Annotated in this window: 14 protein-coding genes; 7 read left to right on the top strand and 7 right to left on the bottom strand. The window is 50.5% G+C overall.

The genetic code is table 11. The annotated features are described in order from the left end of the window. Positions 1-154 precede the first annotated feature (154 nt). The 3 genes from L2725_RS03820 (at position 155) to L2725_RS03810 (ending at position 4,411) form a co-directional block, all read left to right on the top strand. The gene (locus tag L2725_RS03820) at positions 155-1,276 is read left to right on the top strand and encodes a PQQ-dependent sugar dehydrogenase (protein WP_249247710.1); all 1,122 of its coding nucleotides are present in this window, start codon (positions 155-157) and stop codon (positions 1,274-1,276) included. A 200-nt stretch (positions 1,277-1,476) separates the two neighbouring features. Continuing rightward, positions 1,477-4,071 carry a TonB-dependent receptor plug domain-containing protein gene (locus L2725_RS03815; protein WP_249247709.1) on the top strand — a complete coding sequence of 865 codons (2,595 nt, stop codon included), beginning with the start codon at positions 1,477-1,479 and terminating at the stop codon, positions 4,069-4,071. 97 nt (positions 4,072-4,168) lie between these two features. After that, the gene (locus L2725_RS03810; RefSeq protein WP_249247708.1) at positions 4,169-4,411 is read left to right on the top strand and encodes a putative hemolysin; all 243 of its coding nucleotides are present in this window, start codon (positions 4,169-4,171) and stop codon (positions 4,409-4,411) included. A 66-nt stretch (positions 4,412-4,477) separates the two neighbouring features. On the opposite strand, the gene L2725_RS03805 is transcribed toward L2725_RS03810, so the two are convergent. Further along, positions 4,478-6,973 (bottom strand): TonB-dependent receptor plug domain-containing protein, encoded by a 2,496-nt coding sequence (locus L2725_RS03805; RefSeq protein ID WP_249247989.1) that lies wholly within the window; start codon positions 6,971-6,973, stop codon positions 4,478-4,480. Positions 6,974-7,759: 786 nt separating this feature from the next. Between L2725_RS03805 and L2725_RS03800 the strand changes: the two genes are divergently transcribed. From L2725_RS03800 to L2725_RS03780, 4 genes are all read left to right on the top strand, one after another. Continuing rightward, positions 7,760-9,253: a PAS domain S-box protein gene (locus L2725_RS03800; protein ID WP_283164159.1), complete on the top strand. Its 1,494-nt coding sequence runs from the start codon at positions 7,760-7,762 to the stop codon at positions 9,251-9,253. A gap of 138 nt (positions 9,254-9,391) precedes the next feature. After that, positions 9,392-10,063: a DUF2461 domain-containing protein gene (locus L2725_RS03790; protein ID WP_249247707.1), complete on the top strand. Its 672-nt coding sequence runs from the start codon at positions 9,392-9,394 to the stop codon at positions 10,061-10,063. A 10-nt stretch (positions 10,064-10,073) separates the two neighbouring features. Further along, positions 10,074-10,742, top strand: coding sequence for a glutathione S-transferase family protein (locus L2725_RS03785; protein WP_249247706.1), 669 nt, complete (start codon positions 10,074-10,076; stop codon positions 10,740-10,742). Between the two features lie 125 nt (positions 10,743-10,867). Further along, positions 10,868-12,190: an RsmB/NOP family class I SAM-dependent RNA methyltransferase gene (locus L2725_RS03780; protein WP_249247705.1), complete on the top strand. Its 1,323-nt coding sequence runs from the start codon at positions 10,868-10,870 to the stop codon at positions 12,188-12,190. 323 nt (positions 12,191-12,513) lie between these two features. Here L2725_RS03780 and L2725_RS03775 read toward each other — a convergent pair whose 3' ends face one another. From L2725_RS03775 to L2725_RS03750, 6 genes are all read right to left on the bottom strand, one after another. Then, positions 12,514-13,059: a YfaZ family outer membrane protein gene (locus L2725_RS03775; protein WP_249247704.1), complete on the bottom strand. Its 546-nt coding sequence runs from the start codon at positions 13,057-13,059 to the stop codon at positions 12,514-12,516. An 81-nt stretch (positions 13,060-13,140) separates the two neighbouring features. Continuing rightward, the gene (locus L2725_RS03770) at positions 13,141-13,656 is read right to left on the bottom strand and encodes a GNAT family N-acetyltransferase (protein ID WP_115135519.1); all 516 of its coding nucleotides are present in this window, start codon (positions 13,654-13,656) and stop codon (positions 13,141-13,143) included. Positions 13,657-14,774: 1,118 nt separating this feature from the next. Beyond that, positions 14,775-15,746 carry a PstS family phosphate ABC transporter substrate-binding protein gene (locus L2725_RS03765; protein ID WP_115135278.1) on the bottom strand — a complete coding sequence of 324 codons (972 nt, stop codon included), beginning with the start codon at positions 15,744-15,746 and terminating at the stop codon, positions 14,775-14,777. Between the two features lie 195 nt (positions 15,747-15,941). Further along, the gene (phoR, locus tag L2725_RS03760) at positions 15,942-17,246 is read right to left on the bottom strand and encodes a phosphate regulon sensor histidine kinase PhoR (protein ID WP_248934501.1); all 1,305 of its coding nucleotides are present in this window, start codon (positions 17,244-17,246) and stop codon (positions 15,942-15,944) included. Positions 17,247-17,296: 50 nt separating this feature from the next. Beyond that, on the bottom strand, positions 17,297-17,986 hold the full coding sequence (gene phoB / locus L2725_RS03755) for a phosphate regulon transcriptional regulator PhoB (protein WP_115135280.1): 690 nt from the start codon (positions 17,984-17,986) through the stop codon (positions 17,297-17,299). A gap of 237 nt (positions 17,987-18,223) precedes the next feature. Next, the gene (locus L2725_RS03750) at positions 18,224-19,189 is read right to left on the bottom strand and encodes a porin (RefSeq protein WP_249247703.1); all 966 of its coding nucleotides are present in this window, start codon (positions 19,187-19,189) and stop codon (positions 18,224-18,226) included. Positions 19,190-19,539 lie beyond the last annotated feature (350 nt).

Raw genomic sequence — 19,539 nt, 5'->3', positions numbered from 1 at the left:
ACCTTCACGTTAAAGGCCCTGCATCTGTGCGGGGCCTTTTTGTTTGTCAGAGCTAACAAGTATTTGTTGGGATTAGTTACATTTACAGCCAGGACAATTCGTACATATTCTGTACACTGAATCTTCACATTGATTGTGCAACAAGGATGACACCATGAAGCTCCGCACTCTGACATGCCTGACTCTGGCCACTTTAGCTGTAACCCAGACACTTGCCGCCGAAACCATCAAATCCCAGGACTACAGTATCCAGGTCGATATGCTGGCAGAAGGGTTGGAACGTCCCTGGTCTATGGCTCTGTTACCCGGGGAGAGTCCACAATGGCTGGTCAGTGAGCGCAATGGAGAGCTCAAGCTTATCGGTTCCGACGGCAAGGTAACTGATATTGAAGGTGGCCCGGATGCCTGGCAACGGGGACAGGGCGGGCTGCTTGGTGTAGCCGTGTCACCTGAATTCGCCAAAACCGGCGAAGTCTTTATCGCTTTTTCAGAGGGTACCCGGGGTAACCAGGCCAGCACAGCCGTTGCCAAAGGTCAGCTGATGGGCAACCGCCTGGTGAATGTGAAAACCATCTTCTCGGCTAACCCCAAACATTCCGGTGGACGTCACTTTGGTGGTCGTCTGGCTGTACAGGACCAATGTCTGTGGCTGACATTGGGGGACAGGGGTGAGCGTCCTTCCAGCCAGGATTTAACCAGTCACACCGGCAGTCTGCTGAGGCTCACATTTGATGGCGCTCCCTGTCCGGGCAACCCCAGCTGGCAGGAGAAAGGCGCACAGCCGGAAATCTACAGCTATGGCCACAGAAACATTCAGGGCATTGCCATCACAGATCAGGGGGATCTGTGGACCCATGAGCATGGCCCTCAGGGAGGCGATGAACTCAACCTGATAGCCAAAGGCAACAACTACGGCTGGCCGGTCATCACCTATGGCAAGAACTATGGCACGGGCACAGACATAGGTGAAGGCACTGAAAAGCAAGGGATGGAACAGCCTGTCCACTACTGGGTGCCATCAATCGCGCCATCCGGTATGACCGCCTACAAAGGCCAGTTATTCAGCAAATGGAATGGTGACCTGCTATTGGGGTCGCTCAAGTTTGGCTTGTTGGTCAGATTGGAGATTAAAGATGGCAAAGTCGTCAGTGAAGAGCAGTTGCTGGATAACCAATTCGGCCGGATTCGTGATGTCGCCATAGACCCCGAAGGTGTTATTTACCTGCTGACCGACAGCAGCAACGGCAAACTGCTTAAACTCACTCCGCAGAGCTAACTCATTAATTTATAAAGGGTGGACTTTAGTCCACCTTCTCCCATCCCTTTAGCCTACGACTAATGTCTAATGCAAATTTGTAACCTTGGTTACATTTTTGTTAACACGCAATTGTTTTTCCTGTATTGGTATGTGGTAAGACCTCCAAAGCAGGGGTCTGCAAACCTTACAAAAAATATTAGAGAAGACCAGGGGAAAACATGAAAGTGAGACACACCAGCCTGTATAAGGCGATGGTGCTGGCGTTTGCGTCCGGTACCGGAGCCATGATGTTCACCTCTTCAGCGGCCGCTGAAGATCAACAAGCCAAAGATGAGAATATCGAAAAAATCGCTGTCGTCGGGACCAGGGCTGCCCCCAGGTCTGTCACAGACTCACCTGTACCTCTTGATATTATCAGTGGTGATGAGTTTGTCCGTCAGGGTAGTACCGACCTTAAATCTCTGATGTCCAGCGTGACCCCCTCCTTTAACGTGAACGACCAACCCATCAATGATGCCTCTACTCTGGTGCGTCCCGCCAACCTCAGGGGCCTGGCGGCAGACCACACTCTGGTACTGGTTAACGGTAAACGCCGCCATCGCAGCGCAGTAATCACCTTCCTCGGTGGTGGTCTGTCTGATGGTGCTCAGGGGCCGGATATCTCAAATATTCCGGTATCTGCACTTAAGCAGGTCGAGGTTCTGCGGGATGGCGCCGCGGCGCAATATGGTTCAGATGCCATTGCCGGTGTGATCAACTTTGTCCTCAAGGACAGCAGTGACGGCGGCATGCTGGAGGCCAGATATGGTCAGTACTATGAAGGTGACGGTGATACTGTTCAATTAAGCGGCAATATAGGTATGCCTCTGAGTGAGAATGGCTTCGCCAACTTCTCCGCAGAGTACCGTACTGTCGACGACACTTCCCGCAGTGTCCAGCGCAGTGATGCTCAGGGACTGATAGATGCAGGTAACACCTTTGTACCTGTTCCAGCCCAGATCTGGGGTACACCTGAGATAAAATCAGACTTTAAATTCCTGGCGAACTTCGGTCTGGATCTGAATGATACCGACGAAGCCTACATGTGGCTGAACTATGCCAAGCGCGATATCGATGGTGGCTTCTACTATCGTAACCCTCACACCCGTGGCGGCATCTTTGACGGTGGTATGAAGCCGACCGGACAGGTAGATGACAATGGCGATCCAATCATGGCACCCACTCTGCTGGTTGCCGATTTAACACCGGATGATGGGCTCACCTGCCCCACCGTCTTTACCGGTGCCAATGTGCTGCAAAGCGATGCATTCCAGCAGGTACTGAACGATCCCAACTGTTTCGCGTTCAATGAAATCGACCGTCTTCGCGGTGGTTTTACACCAAGATTTGGTGGCGAAGTAACAGATATGTCTATGGCGCTCGGCACCAAGGGCGAATGGGGCAATGATTGGATGTATGACATCAGCGCCAGCCTGGGTTACAGCAATGTGGATTACTCCATCTACAATACCATCAACCCTTCTCTTGGCCCGGATACCCCGTTCGAATTTGAACCTGGTACCTACACCCAGATAGAGCAAACTTACAACTTTGATGTGAGCAGGCCTATCGAGATCTCCGGATGGGATGAGCCTGTTAACTTCGCAGCAGGTCTGGAGTACAGAGCTGAAACCTTCGAAATTGAAGCCGGTGACGCCAAGTCATTTGCCATTGGTCCTCTGGCCTCTCAAGGCTTTGGTATCGGCTCCAACGGTTTCCCCGGTTTCAAACCTGAAGATGCCGGTTCCTGGTCACGTTACAACTGGGCGGCCTATGTAGATATCGAGTCTTACCTGAATGAAGACTGGTTAATGACTGCGGCGCTGCGCTTTGAGGACTTCAGTGACTTCGGCACCACCCTCAACTGGAAAGTATCAACCCATTATCAGGTTGGCGACACCATAGGTCTGCGTGCTGCTGCCAGCACAGGCTTCCGCGCTCCAACCGTGGGGCAAAGCAATGTGCGTAACGTCACCACAGCCTTCACCGAGGATGGTCTGGAAGATCAGGCAACTCTGCCGCCAACCAATCCTATCTCAGTGCAAAAAGGTGGTCAGCCACTGGAGCCTGAAGAGTCTGTTAACCTGAGTGCGGGTCTGGTAGCCGAGTTTGATAATGGTATCTATCTGACCGTGGATTACTTCCATATCAAACTGACCGACAGGATCAGCCAAACCTCACCACTGGAGCTGACGCCTGCGGATATTGATGCGCTGCTGGCGCTGGGTATCAATGATGCCACCAGCTTCTCCAGCGTTAAGTATTTCACCAACGACTTTGATACCACCACCCAGGGTGTAGATCTTGTCGCCAACTACAATACTGAGCTGCTAGGTGGTGATACCAAGTTTGCATTTGCCTATAACTGGACTGATACCACTGTCGATGACTTCAACCCGGATAACATCAATGACGCCAAAGTCCAGATGCTGGAAGACAATCTGCCGGCTCACAGGTTTACCTTTACCACAGACTGGCGTTACCAGGCTGTAGATCTGCTGGCGAGGGTAAACTACTACGGCGACTATTATGAGGATCACCTGGATACAGGTGGTGATCTGCCCATCTATGCCGGTAGTGAAATCACGCTGGATGTTGAAGCGACTTATCACTGGACCGACGCTCTGAGCACCTCCATTGGCGCCCAGAACCTGTTGGACAATACCCCGGATGTTAACCCATGGAAAGATATCGTTGGCTCTCTTTATCCAGCGACCTCACCAATGGGAATTAACGGTGGCTTCTACTACGTTCGAGCCAACTACACATTCTGATTTTCAGATAAGTTAAAAAGCGCCTGAGGGCGCTTTTTTATTTGCGTCAGAGCCGACATAATCAATAGCCTCTCAACTGCGCACCAATGGAGTTTGTATGAAGAGTTATCCGCTGATGATTTGTGTTGGGTTAAGCCTGTTGACCTCCGCCTGCGCTCAATCTCCCCAACCGAATGAGAAAGCCGTTGGCATGGCCAACCCGTCTGCGACCCACTGTATTGAGCTGGGTGGCCAGTATCGAATTATCGACACCCCGGAGGGTCAGGCTGGAGAGTGCCTGTATCAGGGGCAAACCTGGGATGCATGGGAGCTGTACCGTAAGGACCATAGTAACAAGTAAAGCGCTCCCGATTGCCAATGAAAAAAGCCACCCTGAGGTGGCTTTTTGCTACTTATCTTGCTGGCGTCAGAACTTAAAGGTGACACCTGCATAGAACTGGCGACCTATGGTGTCATACACCTCAGGTACAGTACCGGCAGTATTACCGCTGGGCACTGCTGAAGGCTCCACATCCGTCAGATTCTTCACCCCAAAAGTGGCGGTATAGATATTGTTGAAGTGGTATCTGGCTGACAGGTTGTGATACAGCACGGCATCGACCTTATCGCCATAGTTAATATCTTCCATCTCACCGATATAACGGTTGGAGTAAATCAGACTCCAGTCCCCCTGCCCGGCCTGAATGCTGAAGTTGTTCTTCACATCAGCATAGCCACCGAACATACCGCCTATGGTGCCGGTATAGTCCACCCCATCCTGCTCAAACTGAATCAGGTAGGTCAGATCATTGTTGACCTTCCAGTCCAGCCCAACGGCTTCAAAGCTGTACTGCAGGTTAAAGTCCACGCCACTGGTATCCTGGTAGCCCACATTGGTCAGCGGATTGGTCAGGTTATCCAGGTTGCCATCAGGGCCAATGTTGAAGGTTTCACAGGCGGTAGGGTCCCCGTCATAACAGGCGTTCAAACCCGCCTGGACATCCAGTCGAGCAATGGCGTCATTAATCTTAAAGCGCCAGTAATCCATGGTTATCGACATGCCATCGATATAGCCGGGGGAGTACACCAGACCTGCGGTATATGATTCAGACTCTTCCGCCTTCAGGTTTTCGTCCGAGGTGTAATTCACCAGAATTTGTGGGTCCTGCTCGTTACCCCAGGGATCGGTCAAATAGTCGTAAGAGCCGGAGTTACCGCCATAGAGCTCGCTGACATTGGGCGCTCGGAAACCAGTGGCGGCCACAGTGCGCAACATCAGATCATCTGTGGCTTCATAGGTCAGGCCTATCTTCCAGGTGGTCGCTTTACCAAAGGTGGAGTAGTCATCGAAACGCAGGGCAAATTCACCTGTCAGCTTGTCGGTGAAAGGCACAGCGACCTCCTGATAGACAGACAGCACATCATAGCTGCCATCGGTCGGGTCTTGCTGAGCCGCCGTACCGTCACCTGCCACAATCACTGGGTCCGGATTGTAGTAACCACTGTCATGACGATACTCAGCCCCTATGGCAAAAGCGACCGCTCCGGCATCCAGCTCGAACAACTCGCCATTGAGAATACCCGAGACAATATGCTGCTCGTTACCGCCATCAGTAGTTTCCAGATAGCTGATATCATTGATGATCGCATCTGACAGAGGATCGCCGCTGAACCAGGCATCCTGATTGTCATAGATAGACTGCTCCATCTTAGTGGCATTGATAGAGTTGTGGCCCCAGGTCTCTGCCTTGTTCTTGCCATAGGTGTAGGAGAGATCCCAATCCATTCCGGTATGCACATCCAGACTACCTGCCAAACCGGCAGAAATACGGAAGGTATCAGTATCCTGTTCATAGACGCGATTCCCCACATCGTTGGTACGACGGCGATACTCCACTTTACCGCGCTCATCCGGGGCAATGCCTCCTGCTATCATTTCCGGCGTTAAGGTGATGCAATCTTTTTCAGGCACATTCACCTCACCACAGACATCCAGCATCACAGAAGCTGGCTGAGGAGCCATCATCTGCTCGGACTGGCGCTTGGTGTACAGGAAATCACCGGTAAAGGTCACATCATTGGCAAACTCATGAATGGCGTTGGCAAAAAAACTGTACTTGGTGCTTGGGGTTTGCAACCAGCTGTCCTGGGTGTAGTCATAACCTGTGGTGCGGTCTACCCAGTTGCCGTCCTCATCCAGCACCTTGCCATCCAGAGATCCCGTTGGCAAAAAGGAGCTGGCACCTGGCTCAACCCAATCTCTGTCACCCTGCATCACTCCCTGTCGGTCCGCATAGGCCAGGCCAAAGGTGTAGTTGCCATTGTCCGTACTAAAACCATAAAGCGCGCTCAACTCCAGGTTTTCACCATCATTCTTGTCTGTCATACCGCCGGTAATATCAAACTGGAAACCTTCGAAGTCCTTCTTGGTAATAATATTTACTACCCCGGCAATGGCATCTGAGCCATATACCGCAGAGGCGCCATCCTTGAGGATCTCAACTCTGGCGATCATGGCAACCGGGATAGTATTCAGATCCACCGCGCTGTCAGCGCCTGAGCCGGAGTTGACCATACGGCGACCGTTCAGCAGTACCAGAGTTCGGTTGGCGCCCATGCCGCGCAGATCCACCTGAGCAATACCATCAGCACCGTTGTTGGTGGTTGAGCCCACGGCCATACCGGCCATCGCGGGCTGAGCCTGCAGAATTTCATCCACTGAGGTGTAACCTTCCGCCCTGATCGCACTGGCATCAATCACAGTGACTGGCGATGCCGTCTCCATATCCTGCCGCTGGATACGGGAACCGGTCACCTCGATGCGTTCTACATCTGCACCCTCTTGTGCCATAACAACTCCGGGAGTGGCAGTTGTTACGATTCCGGCGCCGACCAGGGTGGCCAACTTGCTCTTGTTGCTCATCATGTAGGGACTCCTTGTTGGTTGGAGGTGCAATCACGGCACTTCCTTTGTAATTTCTGTCTGTCCGGCACCTTGCAGCTCTATCAGGAAATGCCGAAACCGTCCCCGATACTCTTGGTCAAAAAAAACACCGTCAAACCACAAGCCGTTAACCAACAAGTCCGAATGTTGCGAGAATGAACACCAAATAAAGCCAGTCCGATATCAAGCTGATAATCTGGATGAGTTCCACTCGCAATATCAGCTGATCACACTGGTTGAGACTTAACCACCCAGGATTATCTGCACCACCGGGATTTACATTTACGCAACGCACAAAATCCACAAAATTGTGACCGGCATCACAATGGGCACATCGAAGCCTGGGAAGAAATTGCCCGTCTCCATCAAAAAACCGACACAAACCAAACGCAAACAGACCCATCAGACTGTTCCAGCCGCCCAGCGACAACAAACAAGAAACATCTATTACTCAGTCGGTTGCTCTGACACTGACTGAATGCAACTCTGACAACAAATAACAAACAATCAAAAATGGGCATTAATTTCATATAGATACAAAAATATTAAATGGGAACGCGTCGAGTCATAGTCACAAAAACCGTTAAATGATGAGCGGAGTCAACTTCTGAAATTGCGCTGCCCGATATGGTGAACAACAAAAAACCAACAAAGAAACCAAAGGATTGTCAGGCAAACTGAAAATAAGTATCTACACTTATTCTTTACCAGAGCACCTAAATCGGTGGTGCAGTTTCCAGGCAGCCTAATTGACAGGAAAGAGACATGGGACTTTTCAGCAAATTCCGGGCAAATGAAGGCAGTGACAACAAGCAGGTCACTCCTGAATTCAGCAATCCTCCAGCACAAACCAACGAAAGCCCTCTGCATCAGGCGATGGAGCAGGCCCTCGAGCAGGCATTGGATGCCGTGGTGATTATCGATGGCAAAAATAAAGTCGTCTTTATGAACAGCGCCGCAGAAAATCTGTGGGGTTACAATGCCGATGAAGTGATTGGTCAAAACGTCAAAATGCTGGTGCCGGTTGAACATCAGCCGAATCATGACAACTATGTCGATACCAACAGACGCACAGGTCGCAACAAGATTGTTGGTACCAAGCGGGAGATTGAGGTTACCCGCAGGGATGGCACCAAAACCTGGGTCAACCTGGCGCTGAACCGTACCACTGTTGGGGATGAGATTGGCTATACCGCCTTTATCCGGGACATCACCGCAGAGCGTCGTAAGCGGGAAGAGATCGACCAGACTCTGCAGCAGGCTATTGATGCAGTTGTCAGTATCGATGCCAATAATATTGTCACCTTTTATAACCCTGCAGCCGAGGCACTTTGGGGCTACACCAAGGAAGAGGTGATAGGACAAAACGTCAAGATGCTGGTGCCCAAAGAGTTCCAGCCAAACCATGACGAATTCGTCAATCGCAACCGCCGTACAGGCAACAATAAGATTGTGGGGACCAGTCGCGAACTCAAGCTGGAAACCAAAGATGGACGCGAAATCTTTGTGGCCTTCTCCCTGTCCAAAGTGGATATAGATGGCAGTATAGGTTACACAGCCTTTGTCAGAGATATTACCGCCCAGCGGGAAACCCAGGAGTCGGTTAACCAAACCCTGGCCCAGGCATTGGATGCCGTGGTCACTATTGATGACAAAAATATTGTCACCTTCTTCAACAAAGCGGCTGAAGAGCTCTGGGGCTACTCTCCCGCCGAGGTGATAGGTCAGAACGTTAAGATGCTGGTGCCCATTGAACATCAGGCCAACCATGATGGCTATGTCAACAGCAACCGCACCACAGGTCAGGATAAGATTGTTGGCACCCGACGCGAAGTCCCCGTTTTCCGTAAGGATGGCCGACAGGACTGGGGCCTGCTGTCACTGTCTAAAATCCGTCTGGATGGCAAGATCATGTATACCGCCTTTGTCCGTAATATCACCAAAGAGGTTAACCAACGGGAAGATATGAATGTCATCATGGAAAACGTGGCTAAATCCTCCGGTGAAATCGCGGACATCTCCAAGGTGATTGACGGTATCTCCAGCCAAACCAACCTGCTGGCATTGAACGCAGCCATCGAAGCAGCACGGGCCGGTGAACATGGCAGGGGCTTCGCCGTGGTAGCTGATGAAGTACGCCAACTGGCGTCTCGCTCCTCCGAGTCCACCAACAAGATTAACCAGTTGTCGGAAGACACTCAGGGCTTCCTGAATCAGCTGTCGGATCTGCTGCGTGAATCAGTGAAACGGGATGGCTGATATCCAAACCTTCTGTTTTATGACAAAGCCCACCAATTACGGTGGGCTTTTTTAATGCCTGCTCCGGTCTGTATATTGACGCGAGCCGCTACTGTCTATTTACTGACATATCACTGCGATAACTTGGGGGAACAGAGAGTGTTTTCTGCCGATACATTCACATTTTTGGCCCAGCTGGAGAACAACAACAGCCGCGACTGGTTTAAACAGCACCAGGATGAATATGAAGCCAGGGTCAGAACGCCCGCGCTGCAGTTTATTGAACAGATGGCACCGGGTATTCAGGCTTTGTCGCCCAGGTTGACCGCTGTCGCCAAAAAAGTGGGCGGCAGCATGATGCGCCCCCAAAGGGATACGCGTTTCAGTAAGGACAAACGCCCTTACAAGACCAATGTGGGCATACAGTTTCGCCACTTTCAGGGTAAGGATGTGCATGCCCCCGGACTCTATGTGCACCTCTCCCCGGAAGAGTGTTTTCTGGGAGCCGGTATCTGGCATCCTGATGCTCCCGCGCTCAGGGCAATACGTAACTGTATCGATGAAAATCCCAGAGGCTATCTCAAAGCCTTAGAGAGCTTAACCGCCGCAGGGTTTGAAATGACAGGTGACAGCCTTATTCGCCCTCCCAAGGGGTTTGATACAAGCCACGCTCTGATTGAAGAGTTAAAGCGCAAAGACTTTATTGCTGTGATGCCACTGTCGCGGCAGGCATTGATTGAGCTGGATGTTGCTGCACTCTGCCTTGAAAAATTCAGCGCCACCCAAAAATTGATGTCATACCTCTGTTTTGCACTGGATTTAGACTACTGAGGATAAAAGGATGATCGACTTCTATTCAGCCGCTACCCCAAATGGCTATAAGGTAGCCATCGCCCTCGAAGAGATGGGACTGGAATATCAGCTGCATCACCTGGACCTGATGGCCAATGACCAGAAACAACCTGAGTTTCTGGCTATCAACCCCAATGGTCGTATTCCCGCGATTGTCGACCGGGACAACAGGGATTTCGCGGTATTTGAGTCCGGAGCCATTCTGCTCTATCTGGCAGAAAAAACAGGTAAATTCCTGCCTGCTGATCCCGACGCCAGAAGTCGGGTTATTCAATGGCTGATGTTTCAGATGGGCGGTGTAGGGCCCATGATGGGCCAGGCCAATGTGTTCTACCGCTATTTTCCGGAGAAGATCCCCGCTGCCATTGAACGCTATCAAAAAGAGGGCCGACGCTTATTTGAAGTGCTCGATACCCGCCTTGCAGAAGCAAGCTATCTGGGGGGAGATGAGTACAGTATTGCAGATATGGCGACCTGGCCCTGGGTTCGCATCCACGATTGGAGTGGCATCAGTATTGAAGGTTTGCCTCACCTGCAGCGCTGGCTGGATGACATCGCACAGCGGCCCGCCTGCCAGAAAGCGATGACTGTACCACCACCATCGCAAGCCAGCGATGAGGACAGGGCCAAAGAGATACGCAAAATGGTTACACGTTAAGTCACACTCAAACCTCTCTATGCGTAAACGCCGGAATGCTCAACTTCCGGCGTTTTCTTTGTTACACTTCGCGCCAATTTGAGCAGCGGCCTCCTCTCCAGGCCAGAGTATCCCGGACAACACCCATGGCACATTCCCCAATCACACTGCCTGCATTCGATGCGCAGGCCATTACCGTCAGCAGCTCACAGGAAGTCCGGGCGCTGAGCTATGCCCGCACCCTGCATCAACTCATGTCTGACATTCAACAGGGTAAGCTGCCGGCTGACAAAATGCTGGCCAACTACTTTCGTGAACACAAGAAGCATGGCTCCAAGGACAGACGTCTGCTGCGGGAAACCCTGTTCGCTCTGTTCAGATGGTGGGGATGGTTAAATAAACTGGCGACGACTGATACTCAGCAGCCCTGGCTGGCTATGCTGGCAACCGCAGCCATGCTTGAAAATCACAAATGGCAGGATATTGCCATGGCCTGGGCTCACCTGGCTGGCGTGGACATTAATGCCGAAGACAGTGGGGCTCCCCTCACCAGAATCCAGACCTGCTTCCCGGCGCTGAGTTTTGACAGCAAAGCCCTGCTGCCCGATTGGTTCTGGCAGTTTACCGACAGTTCACAGGCTCAGCAGCTGGCAGACAGTCTGAGCCAACGTCCACCGATATGGGCCCGTGTACAGGGTATCAGTCGCGACAAACTGGTGACAGAGTTGCAGGCAGAGGGCATTCCTGCCGTGGCCAATAAGGTCTTTGATGACGCTTTGAGTCTGGGGCACAAGAGTATCAATCTGAATGATCTTGCCGCTTACCGAAATGGCAAGCTGGAGATCCAGGATCTGGCCTCTCAGGTGATTGGTCAGGTATGTGCGCCCAAGCCGGGCGGAAAGTGGTGGGATACCTGCGCCGGTGCCGGCGGAAAAAGCCTGCAGTTAAGTGCTCTATCCCAGGCTAAGGGTAAAGCCGTAACCCTGACAGCATCGGATATCCGTCCTCAGGCACTGGAAGAGCTGCAAAAGCGCGCCAGGCGTGCGGGTCTGCGCAATATTCAGGTGGCCCCATGGCGCTCCGATGCATTGCCAGTGGCAACCGCTGAGTTTGATGGCGTATTGGTAGATGCTCCCTGTTCCTGTACCGGCACCTGGCGTCGCAACCCGGACATGCGCTGGCTGGACGATGCCTCCGCCATTACCGACAAGCCCCAGCTGCAACTGGATATCCTGACCCGCTCCAGTCAAGCGGTTAAAGTAGGGGGTGTGTTGGTTTACGCTACCTGCTCTCTTGCTCAGGCGGAAAATGGTGATGTTGTAGATGCCTTCCTGGCAGCCAACCCTGAATTTGAAGCCATTGATTCTGTGCATCCCTTTACCGGCGAGACCCAAAGCCAGATTACCGTTTGGCCCTATGAGGCCGACAGTGACGGTATGTTTGTGGCCAGAATGACGAGAAAAGCATAACTCACTACTCCATAAGGAAATTTTTCCTTAATGGGCAAAATATTTTGCTTTCTCTGCTCAGGCAATTGAGCTAAAAATTGCGACTTAGTGAAAACAAAGGAAATGTACGCACTATGTCACACAGCCACAAATTTGATAAATGGGATGATGACCCCAGAAAGTCAAAGGCCAAAAAAACCAAGTTACGCCGGCGGGATAACAAACGCAGAAGCAATGATGATGACGCGCTGATTGCGCATGTCGACAAATGGAGTTGAACAGACAAGAACCCGGTATAACTGAAAAAGCAGGCATTTAGCCTGCTTTTTTCCTATAAGCGCTTATCAGAAGCGCGCCTTCACACCAAGGTAGAAACCTGTATCAAAGGTTTCATTGCGGGCGTGCTTATACTCAAAGCGGATATAACGGTAGCCCGCATAGAAGCCCATCTGCGGGGTCAGGTCGTAACCCACGCCACTGCCCAGCTCATAATGACCTTCCATATCACCAAAAGCCAATACTGATGGGGTGTAGTAAGCCGTGTTCTGCCAGTACAGGTTGGAGCCCAGGTTCAGCTGGTACTTACCACCTACACTCAAGACTGTGCCATTCGGACGATCATCGGCCCATACGTGAGTCAGCTTGCCGCCAAACTGCAGATGGTGGGCACCGGCATCATGGGTCAGCGCCAATCCAAGCTGCGCCAGATGACCTTCAGGCTCGGAATAGATATAAGCTGCAGAGCCATTCAAGCCCTGCATCAACTGACCTGTCACCTGAGTAGAAACAACGTCGTCATTCAGACCCAGTTCGAATTCGGCCGCATTGGCGGCAGCAGCCAGCAAAGCAGAAGCGGACAACAGGGAAACAAGAGTGGAAGCGCTACGCATGAATACCTCAAAACTTCATGGATAAAATGAGTCGGGATAATACTCTATATTCACCTGAATAAGTGAATAAATTCAGCGTTATCAATCAGCTCTTACGCGATCACCCACCAGCTTTTCCATCATGGCATCAACATCCAGGTCTTCAACCAGCGGCATGTAGTACCAGCCGATTGTATTGCCGGTACCCCGAACACTCAGGTAATTGCGCCAGAAGTGCCAGCCGTTTTTCAGCAAGTTGGCCTGACTGGCCTTGTTTTCATCACGTACAGTAGCCCACAGCAGTTTAATACCATCACGCCTGGCCACCTCAACACGCTCCTCGGTCAAACGCTGGGCAACACCGCGACGTCGATAAGCAGGAGACACCATCAGATAACCCATTTCCGCTACTTCACCCTCGCCTTCCTTGATGGCAGCGCAGCCAATCAAGCCGCCCTCATTGGTCATGGCGATCACCACAGATCGGGAACGGAAAAAGGATTCATGGTTCAGGGGATGGGCATTATCATCCCGGGTATCCACCAGGTTAGCGGCGGCTTTCAGGTGAGCCGGTTCACTGGTCACTTTATAGATAAATGCAGAAGCTAAATCAGTCATGGAATGGACTAAACAAGGAAAGGTTGTAATAGCGGGATAATAACAGCTTTGACGCAAAAAACAGCCACCACCAGTGAAAATCACTTGCCAGCTGTACAAACTCCAGTCGGATAGACGAGCCAACACAAGAGTACTCTGCCTGGCGTCACCTGACTAATGGATTCAGCTAAGGATCCGGGATCCCTGAAACTCAAAAGTACGCTCACTTTATGCATTGATATATAAGGACTTTAAAAATCTCTCTGTTTTTTTCGATCCCGGCAGGAACTTTCAATCACTGCTACCCTCTAACATAGTGAACACAGGAATTTAGTTCTCACGTTCATCATTCTCCCTGGGACTTCTAGCGCAGTCCCCTTGATCTAAATAGATCTCCAGGCAGCCCCATATGGTGGCTGCTTTTTTTATATCTTTACCAACACTGAAAAAAGATCCGATCTTTTTATCGCTGCGGTTGAACTTTTCCGGCAAACGCCAGTCTGACTTTATGAACCGAACATTTAGACAGTGTTTCATCGTTCATCATTCTCCCTGGGACTTCTAGCGCAGTCCCCTTGATCAAAATTGATCTCCAGGCAGCCCCATATGGTGGCTGCTTTTTTTATGCCTAAGCCACAGCGCTTATCCCATCAGAAACCGAATTTAGAAAAACCTGATCTTTTTTCAGCGCTGGCAGAACTTTTTCGGCAAGGGCTGGTCTGACTTTATGAACCGAACATGTAGACAGTGTTTCATCGTTCATCATTCTCCCTGGGACTTCTAGCGCAGTCCCCTTGATCAAAATTGATCTCCGGGCAGCCCCATATGGTGGCTGCTTTTTTTATGCCTAAGCCGCAGGGCTTATCCTGTCAAAAACCGGATTTAGAAAAATCTGATCTTTTTGTCATTGTGGCTGAACTTTTCCAGCAAAGGCCGGTCTGACTTTATGAACCGAACATTTAGCATAGTGTTTCATCGTTCATCATCCTCCCTTTTCAGATGGTGTTTAGCGCAACCATCGTTCAACTTCCGAATTGAAGTTTCAGCGACCCAAATGGGTCGCTTTTTTTATTGCCAACTTTGGGTATTACAAAAACAAAAAAGCCTCCCGAAGGAGGCCTTTTGCGAGTAACTTTACGTTACAGGCGGATACCGGCTTTTGCCAGATCCTTGGCTACTACGCTCTTTGGCAGAGGCACATAACCATCTTTCTCTACCACTTTCTGGCCCTGCTTGGACAGAATGAAGCGGATGAACTCACGATCCATTGGCGCCAGTGGCTTGTTTGGATGCTTGTTGATGTATACGTACAGGTAACGGGACAGAGGGTAAGTACCGTTGGCTGCGTTTTCATTGGTGGCAGCGATATACTTATCACCCTTCTTGGACAAAGCCACAGCCTTTACACCGGCAGTCTTGTAACCTATGCCTGAGTAACCAATGGCGTTCAGAGACTGAGATACAGACTGAACTACAGAAGCGCTGCCTGGCTGCTCGTTAACATTGCTCTTGAAGTCACCCTTACACAGGGCTTTCTTCTTGAAGTAACCATAAGTACCGGATACAGAGTTACGGCCATAGAGCTGAATATCACGCTTCTGCCATGCACCGGTCAGGCCCAGTTCACCCCAGCGGTCGATGTTCTTGTCACCACACTTGTGGGTGGAAGAGAAGATGCCGTCTACCTGCTCCATGTTCATGCCCTTGATTGGGTTGTCTTTATGAACAAATACAGCCAGAGCATCAATAGCAACACGAATAGCCGTTGGCTGATAGCCAAAGTGCTTTTCGAAAGCTTCAATTTCGTTAGGCTTCATCTTGCGGCTCATAGGGCCGAACTGAGAAGTCCCTTCGGTCAAGGCTGGAGGTGCAGTTGAAGAACCGGCAGCCTGAATTTGAATGTTGACGTTTGGATAGATGTGCTTAAATTCCTCAGCCCACAGTGTCATCATGTTAGCCAGGGTATCTGAACCGACAGAGGACAGATTACCTGATACGCCACTGGTTTTTTCGTAGCTGGGCAGCTGTGGGTCCAGTGCCGCAGAAGCGGAGGCCGCGAACATTCCTGCAGCAGTCAGGGTTATCGCGCCGACGAGTTGCTTCAGTTTCATTTTCATCTCCGAAGTTTTACGAACTTGTTGTAGTTGACGGTGCTCAGTATCCACCCGCTTTATGACATCCCCATGACCCGTTTGTTACATTAAAGTGACAAAAGCGGAGCAACTCATTGATTTTGGGATCGCCCTCGCTGAACACCAGGTTCAAGTATGACAATCCTCTTACAGAAAGATGTACCCGTCTCAGACTCAGGCGACAGATGAATGGGCAACTAAATGAGTGGGAATAATAAAGCTGAAGGTACTGCCTTTATTGGGCTCACTGACAATATTCAGTTCGCTGTGATGATGACCCAGCGCATGCTTCACGATAGCCAGCCCCAGGCCACTGCCTCCCGTCTGCCTTGAACGGGCACTGTCAACCCGATAAAAACGTTCTGTTAAGCGAGCGATATGTTCCGCCGCAATGCCGATGCCATTATCTTTAACGCTGAATCTGGCACCGCCGCCAATAGATTCCCAGCGCACGCTGATCTGGCCACCGGGCTCAGTATAACGAATTGCATTGGCAATCAGATTAGAGCAGGCACTGCGCAGTTGCAGCTCATTACCGTGGGAGTGAAGGCCGGGTTCACAGTACCAATCAATCTGATATTGTCCCTGAGACAAGGCCTGAGCTTCATCTTTGAGGATCTCCATCATCTGGGCCATATTCACCTTCTGCTCCAGATCGATATCTATGGCATCCTCAATGCGCGACAGTGCCAGCAACTGCTCCACCATGGACTGCATACGCCGGGTTTGCTGCTGCATCATCTCTATGGGTTTGGCCTGCATAGAGTCCGGCTCAGCCATGGAGCCCATCATCTCCAAATAGCCTTGCAGCACAGTCAGTGGCGTCTTCAGCTCATGGGACACATTGGCCACAAAGTCTTTGCGCATCACTTCCAACTGGCGAATACGGGTGATATCCCGGGCGATAAGCAGAAGCTGCCTGTCGCCATAGGACATAAGCCGGATCTCAAGCAGTCGTCTTTCAGTAACAGGCGATGGTAATTCCAGAGGAGTATTGAACTGAGCTTTATGAAGATAGGCGATAAAGTCAGGGTGACGAATAAGATTATCCAGGCGTTGGCCTGAATCCTGGGGCCACACCAGACCCAACATCAACTGGGCCAGCTTGTTACACCAGACAATATTGTGCTCACTGTCCAATACCACGGCAGCATCAGGCAGAGCTTCAGCGCCCTGACGGAAACGCCCCAGCAGGCCAATCAATTGATTTACCTTGCGACGGTTTTTGCCCTGTAAGCGGTAAATACCGTTAAACACCCCTTCCCAGCTGCCACTGCCGTGGGGCGGGGTCAGACGTCGTTCATGCCATAGCCAGTTGGATAGCCTCAGCAGCTGACGATAGTGCCAGACCAACAGCACTACTGCAGCCACCAGAGAAACCAGTACTACTTCATCCAGCAACAAGCCAAGCAGAATTGTTGCAATCACATACAGGCTGAGGCGGGAGAACAGCCTATATCCGGAATAAGCATTAAACATGTCTGAGAAATTACTCCAGGAACGCTCTCAGCGTCCCTTTATCGACTGGGCTACCCCCGGGTCGAGAATCGGTAACCTGCACCGCGAACAGTCTGAATCAATTTGTCATGACCCGAGACTTCCACAGCCTTACGCAGGCGTCGGATATGAACATCAACGGTTCTGTCTTCCACATACACATTGGTCCCCCAAACGTTATCCAGCAGCTGCTCGCGGCTGTATACGCGCTCCGGGTGAGTCATAAAGAAGTGCAGCAGACGAAACTCGGTCGGCCCCATATCAAGCACCAACTCCCCCACAGTCACTCTGTGACTCACAGGGTCCAGAGTCAATCCCTGAACATCTATGGTCTCTTCCAACCGGGTGGGCGCAGCGCGGCGCAACACCGCCTTGATTCTGGCCACCAGCTCCTTGGGTGAGAAAGGCTTGGTAATATAGTCGTCAGCGCCGACCTCAAGGCCTTTCACCTTGTCTTCCTCTTCACCCCTGGCTGTCAGCATTATAATGGGGATCTGTCTTGAAAACTCATCCTGCTTTAGCTTCTTGGCCAGCTGAATTCCACTGCCACCGGGGAACATCCAATCCAACAGAATAAGGTCCGGGTAAGGCTCAGTCATCAGCGCCACAGCTGAGTCATAATCTTCAGCGGCATAGGCGGTGAAACCATGCTGTTCCAGTACAAATGTCAGCATCTCGCGGATGGCCAACTCGTCTTCAACAATCAGTATCCTAGCAGTCATAGTTTATGCGTCTGTCAGTGAACTCTATTTTGCATGACGTCATTATTGGTCAGTTTTATTACAAAATTATGATACAGGGTAGAAATCAAACGAAACACTATAAATATTAATCGAATAATCAATAATCTCCGAAACTTTCCTGAACGTTTTCAGTGAAAAAAACTGACTGTATCCGCCATCAAAACACAAAAAAGGCGCCAACTGGCGCCTTTTAAATCAATTATCCAGTATTTAGGTTTAGAACGAGTGCTGGATACCTACGCCGATGTATTCATCGTCGTAAGAGGAGTTGTCATACTCGCGGCTGGTGTAGAAAGCCAGCAGCTTGGTAGGCTTGGCCAGCTTGTAGTCTGCACCTACAGACCAGGAGCTGCCCAGGTCTTCCATGTCCTGATACTGGCCTTTCAGAGTCACAGCCTGGATATCGTAAGAGGCACTGAACATATAGCCGGACTTGGACTTACCGTTCTGGCTCTTTTCCTGCTCCTGATACATACCACCAATCTTAAAGCCTGCGATCTTGCCCTGAGCAGTGGCACGCAACACATCATAGCCTTTAACTTCTGAGTCATAGGCAATGGAAACAAATATAGGGGTCTTCTTCAGCTTGGCGTCACCATACATGGCCGCGGCACTGAAACCATCAGTCTCTTTCAGAATCGTTTCGCCGGCACCATTGGTGTAGGTGTAGTCCTGATCAGAATCACCTTCGGCAACATAGGTCACACCAAAAGTGAAGTTGCTGAAGTTAGGCGACATGTAGGTCGCGGTTTGTGCCATTCTGTTTTCGCCTTTGAACAGCTTCTTGATATCGCCATCCAAATCGCTGAACAGATCCACTTTACCCTGAGACTTTTTCAGCATGGTGTCATTACGACCCATAGCAACAGAACCAAAGTCACCTCTCAAACCAACAAACTGGTTACGGGCTTCAAAGTTGTCTTTGGTGTCAGCACCGGTATCAACTTCATATTCGATGGTATAGAAGGCTTCCAAGTTGTTACCCAGGTCAAAAGCACCCTTTACACCCAGACGTGAAGCATTGCTCTGGATTTCAGTTTTGGATTCGCCCTTTTCGTCATTGGACTGAGCAGTGACATTCAATTTACCGTATACAGTTACCGCATCGGCAGCTTGGGCACCGGATACCATTGCGGTAGCAATAGCAGAAGCGATCAAAGTTTTAGTGAGCGTGTTCATCATTTCATCCTTTAAAGGCAATAAGTCTAGTTTTAAAGACCAGTGTTGTTTTTGCAGCGAGGCAAGTGTCCTACCTTTATGTTGCAGTTTTATTTCAACTTCCTAAATTAATGTATGCTTTTTTAAAAATTGCAACTTTGAACGCTGAATTGATGAATATTTCAACAAATTTTAAGACTTCAGCACGAAAAACTGTCATGAAATTGTAAATTTGGATGAATCGGTCACCCACTATAATGCAAAGTGTTTAATACCATAGGGTTACCTCTTACCGTCGAAAGCTCGCCTTTTATTCGTAAAAAAGTCTGACGCCGCCCGGGAATATCTCACAAAGCGCAATAACCCAATTGGGC

It is taken from the genome of Shewanella corallii (genome assembly GCF_023349125.1).
GTDB lineage: Bacteria > Pseudomonadota > Gammaproteobacteria > Enterobacterales > Shewanellaceae > Shewanella > Shewanella corallii.
The sequence above is the reverse complement of the archived record's forward strand: the minus strand, read 5'-3'. Positions and strand labels throughout refer to the sequence as shown.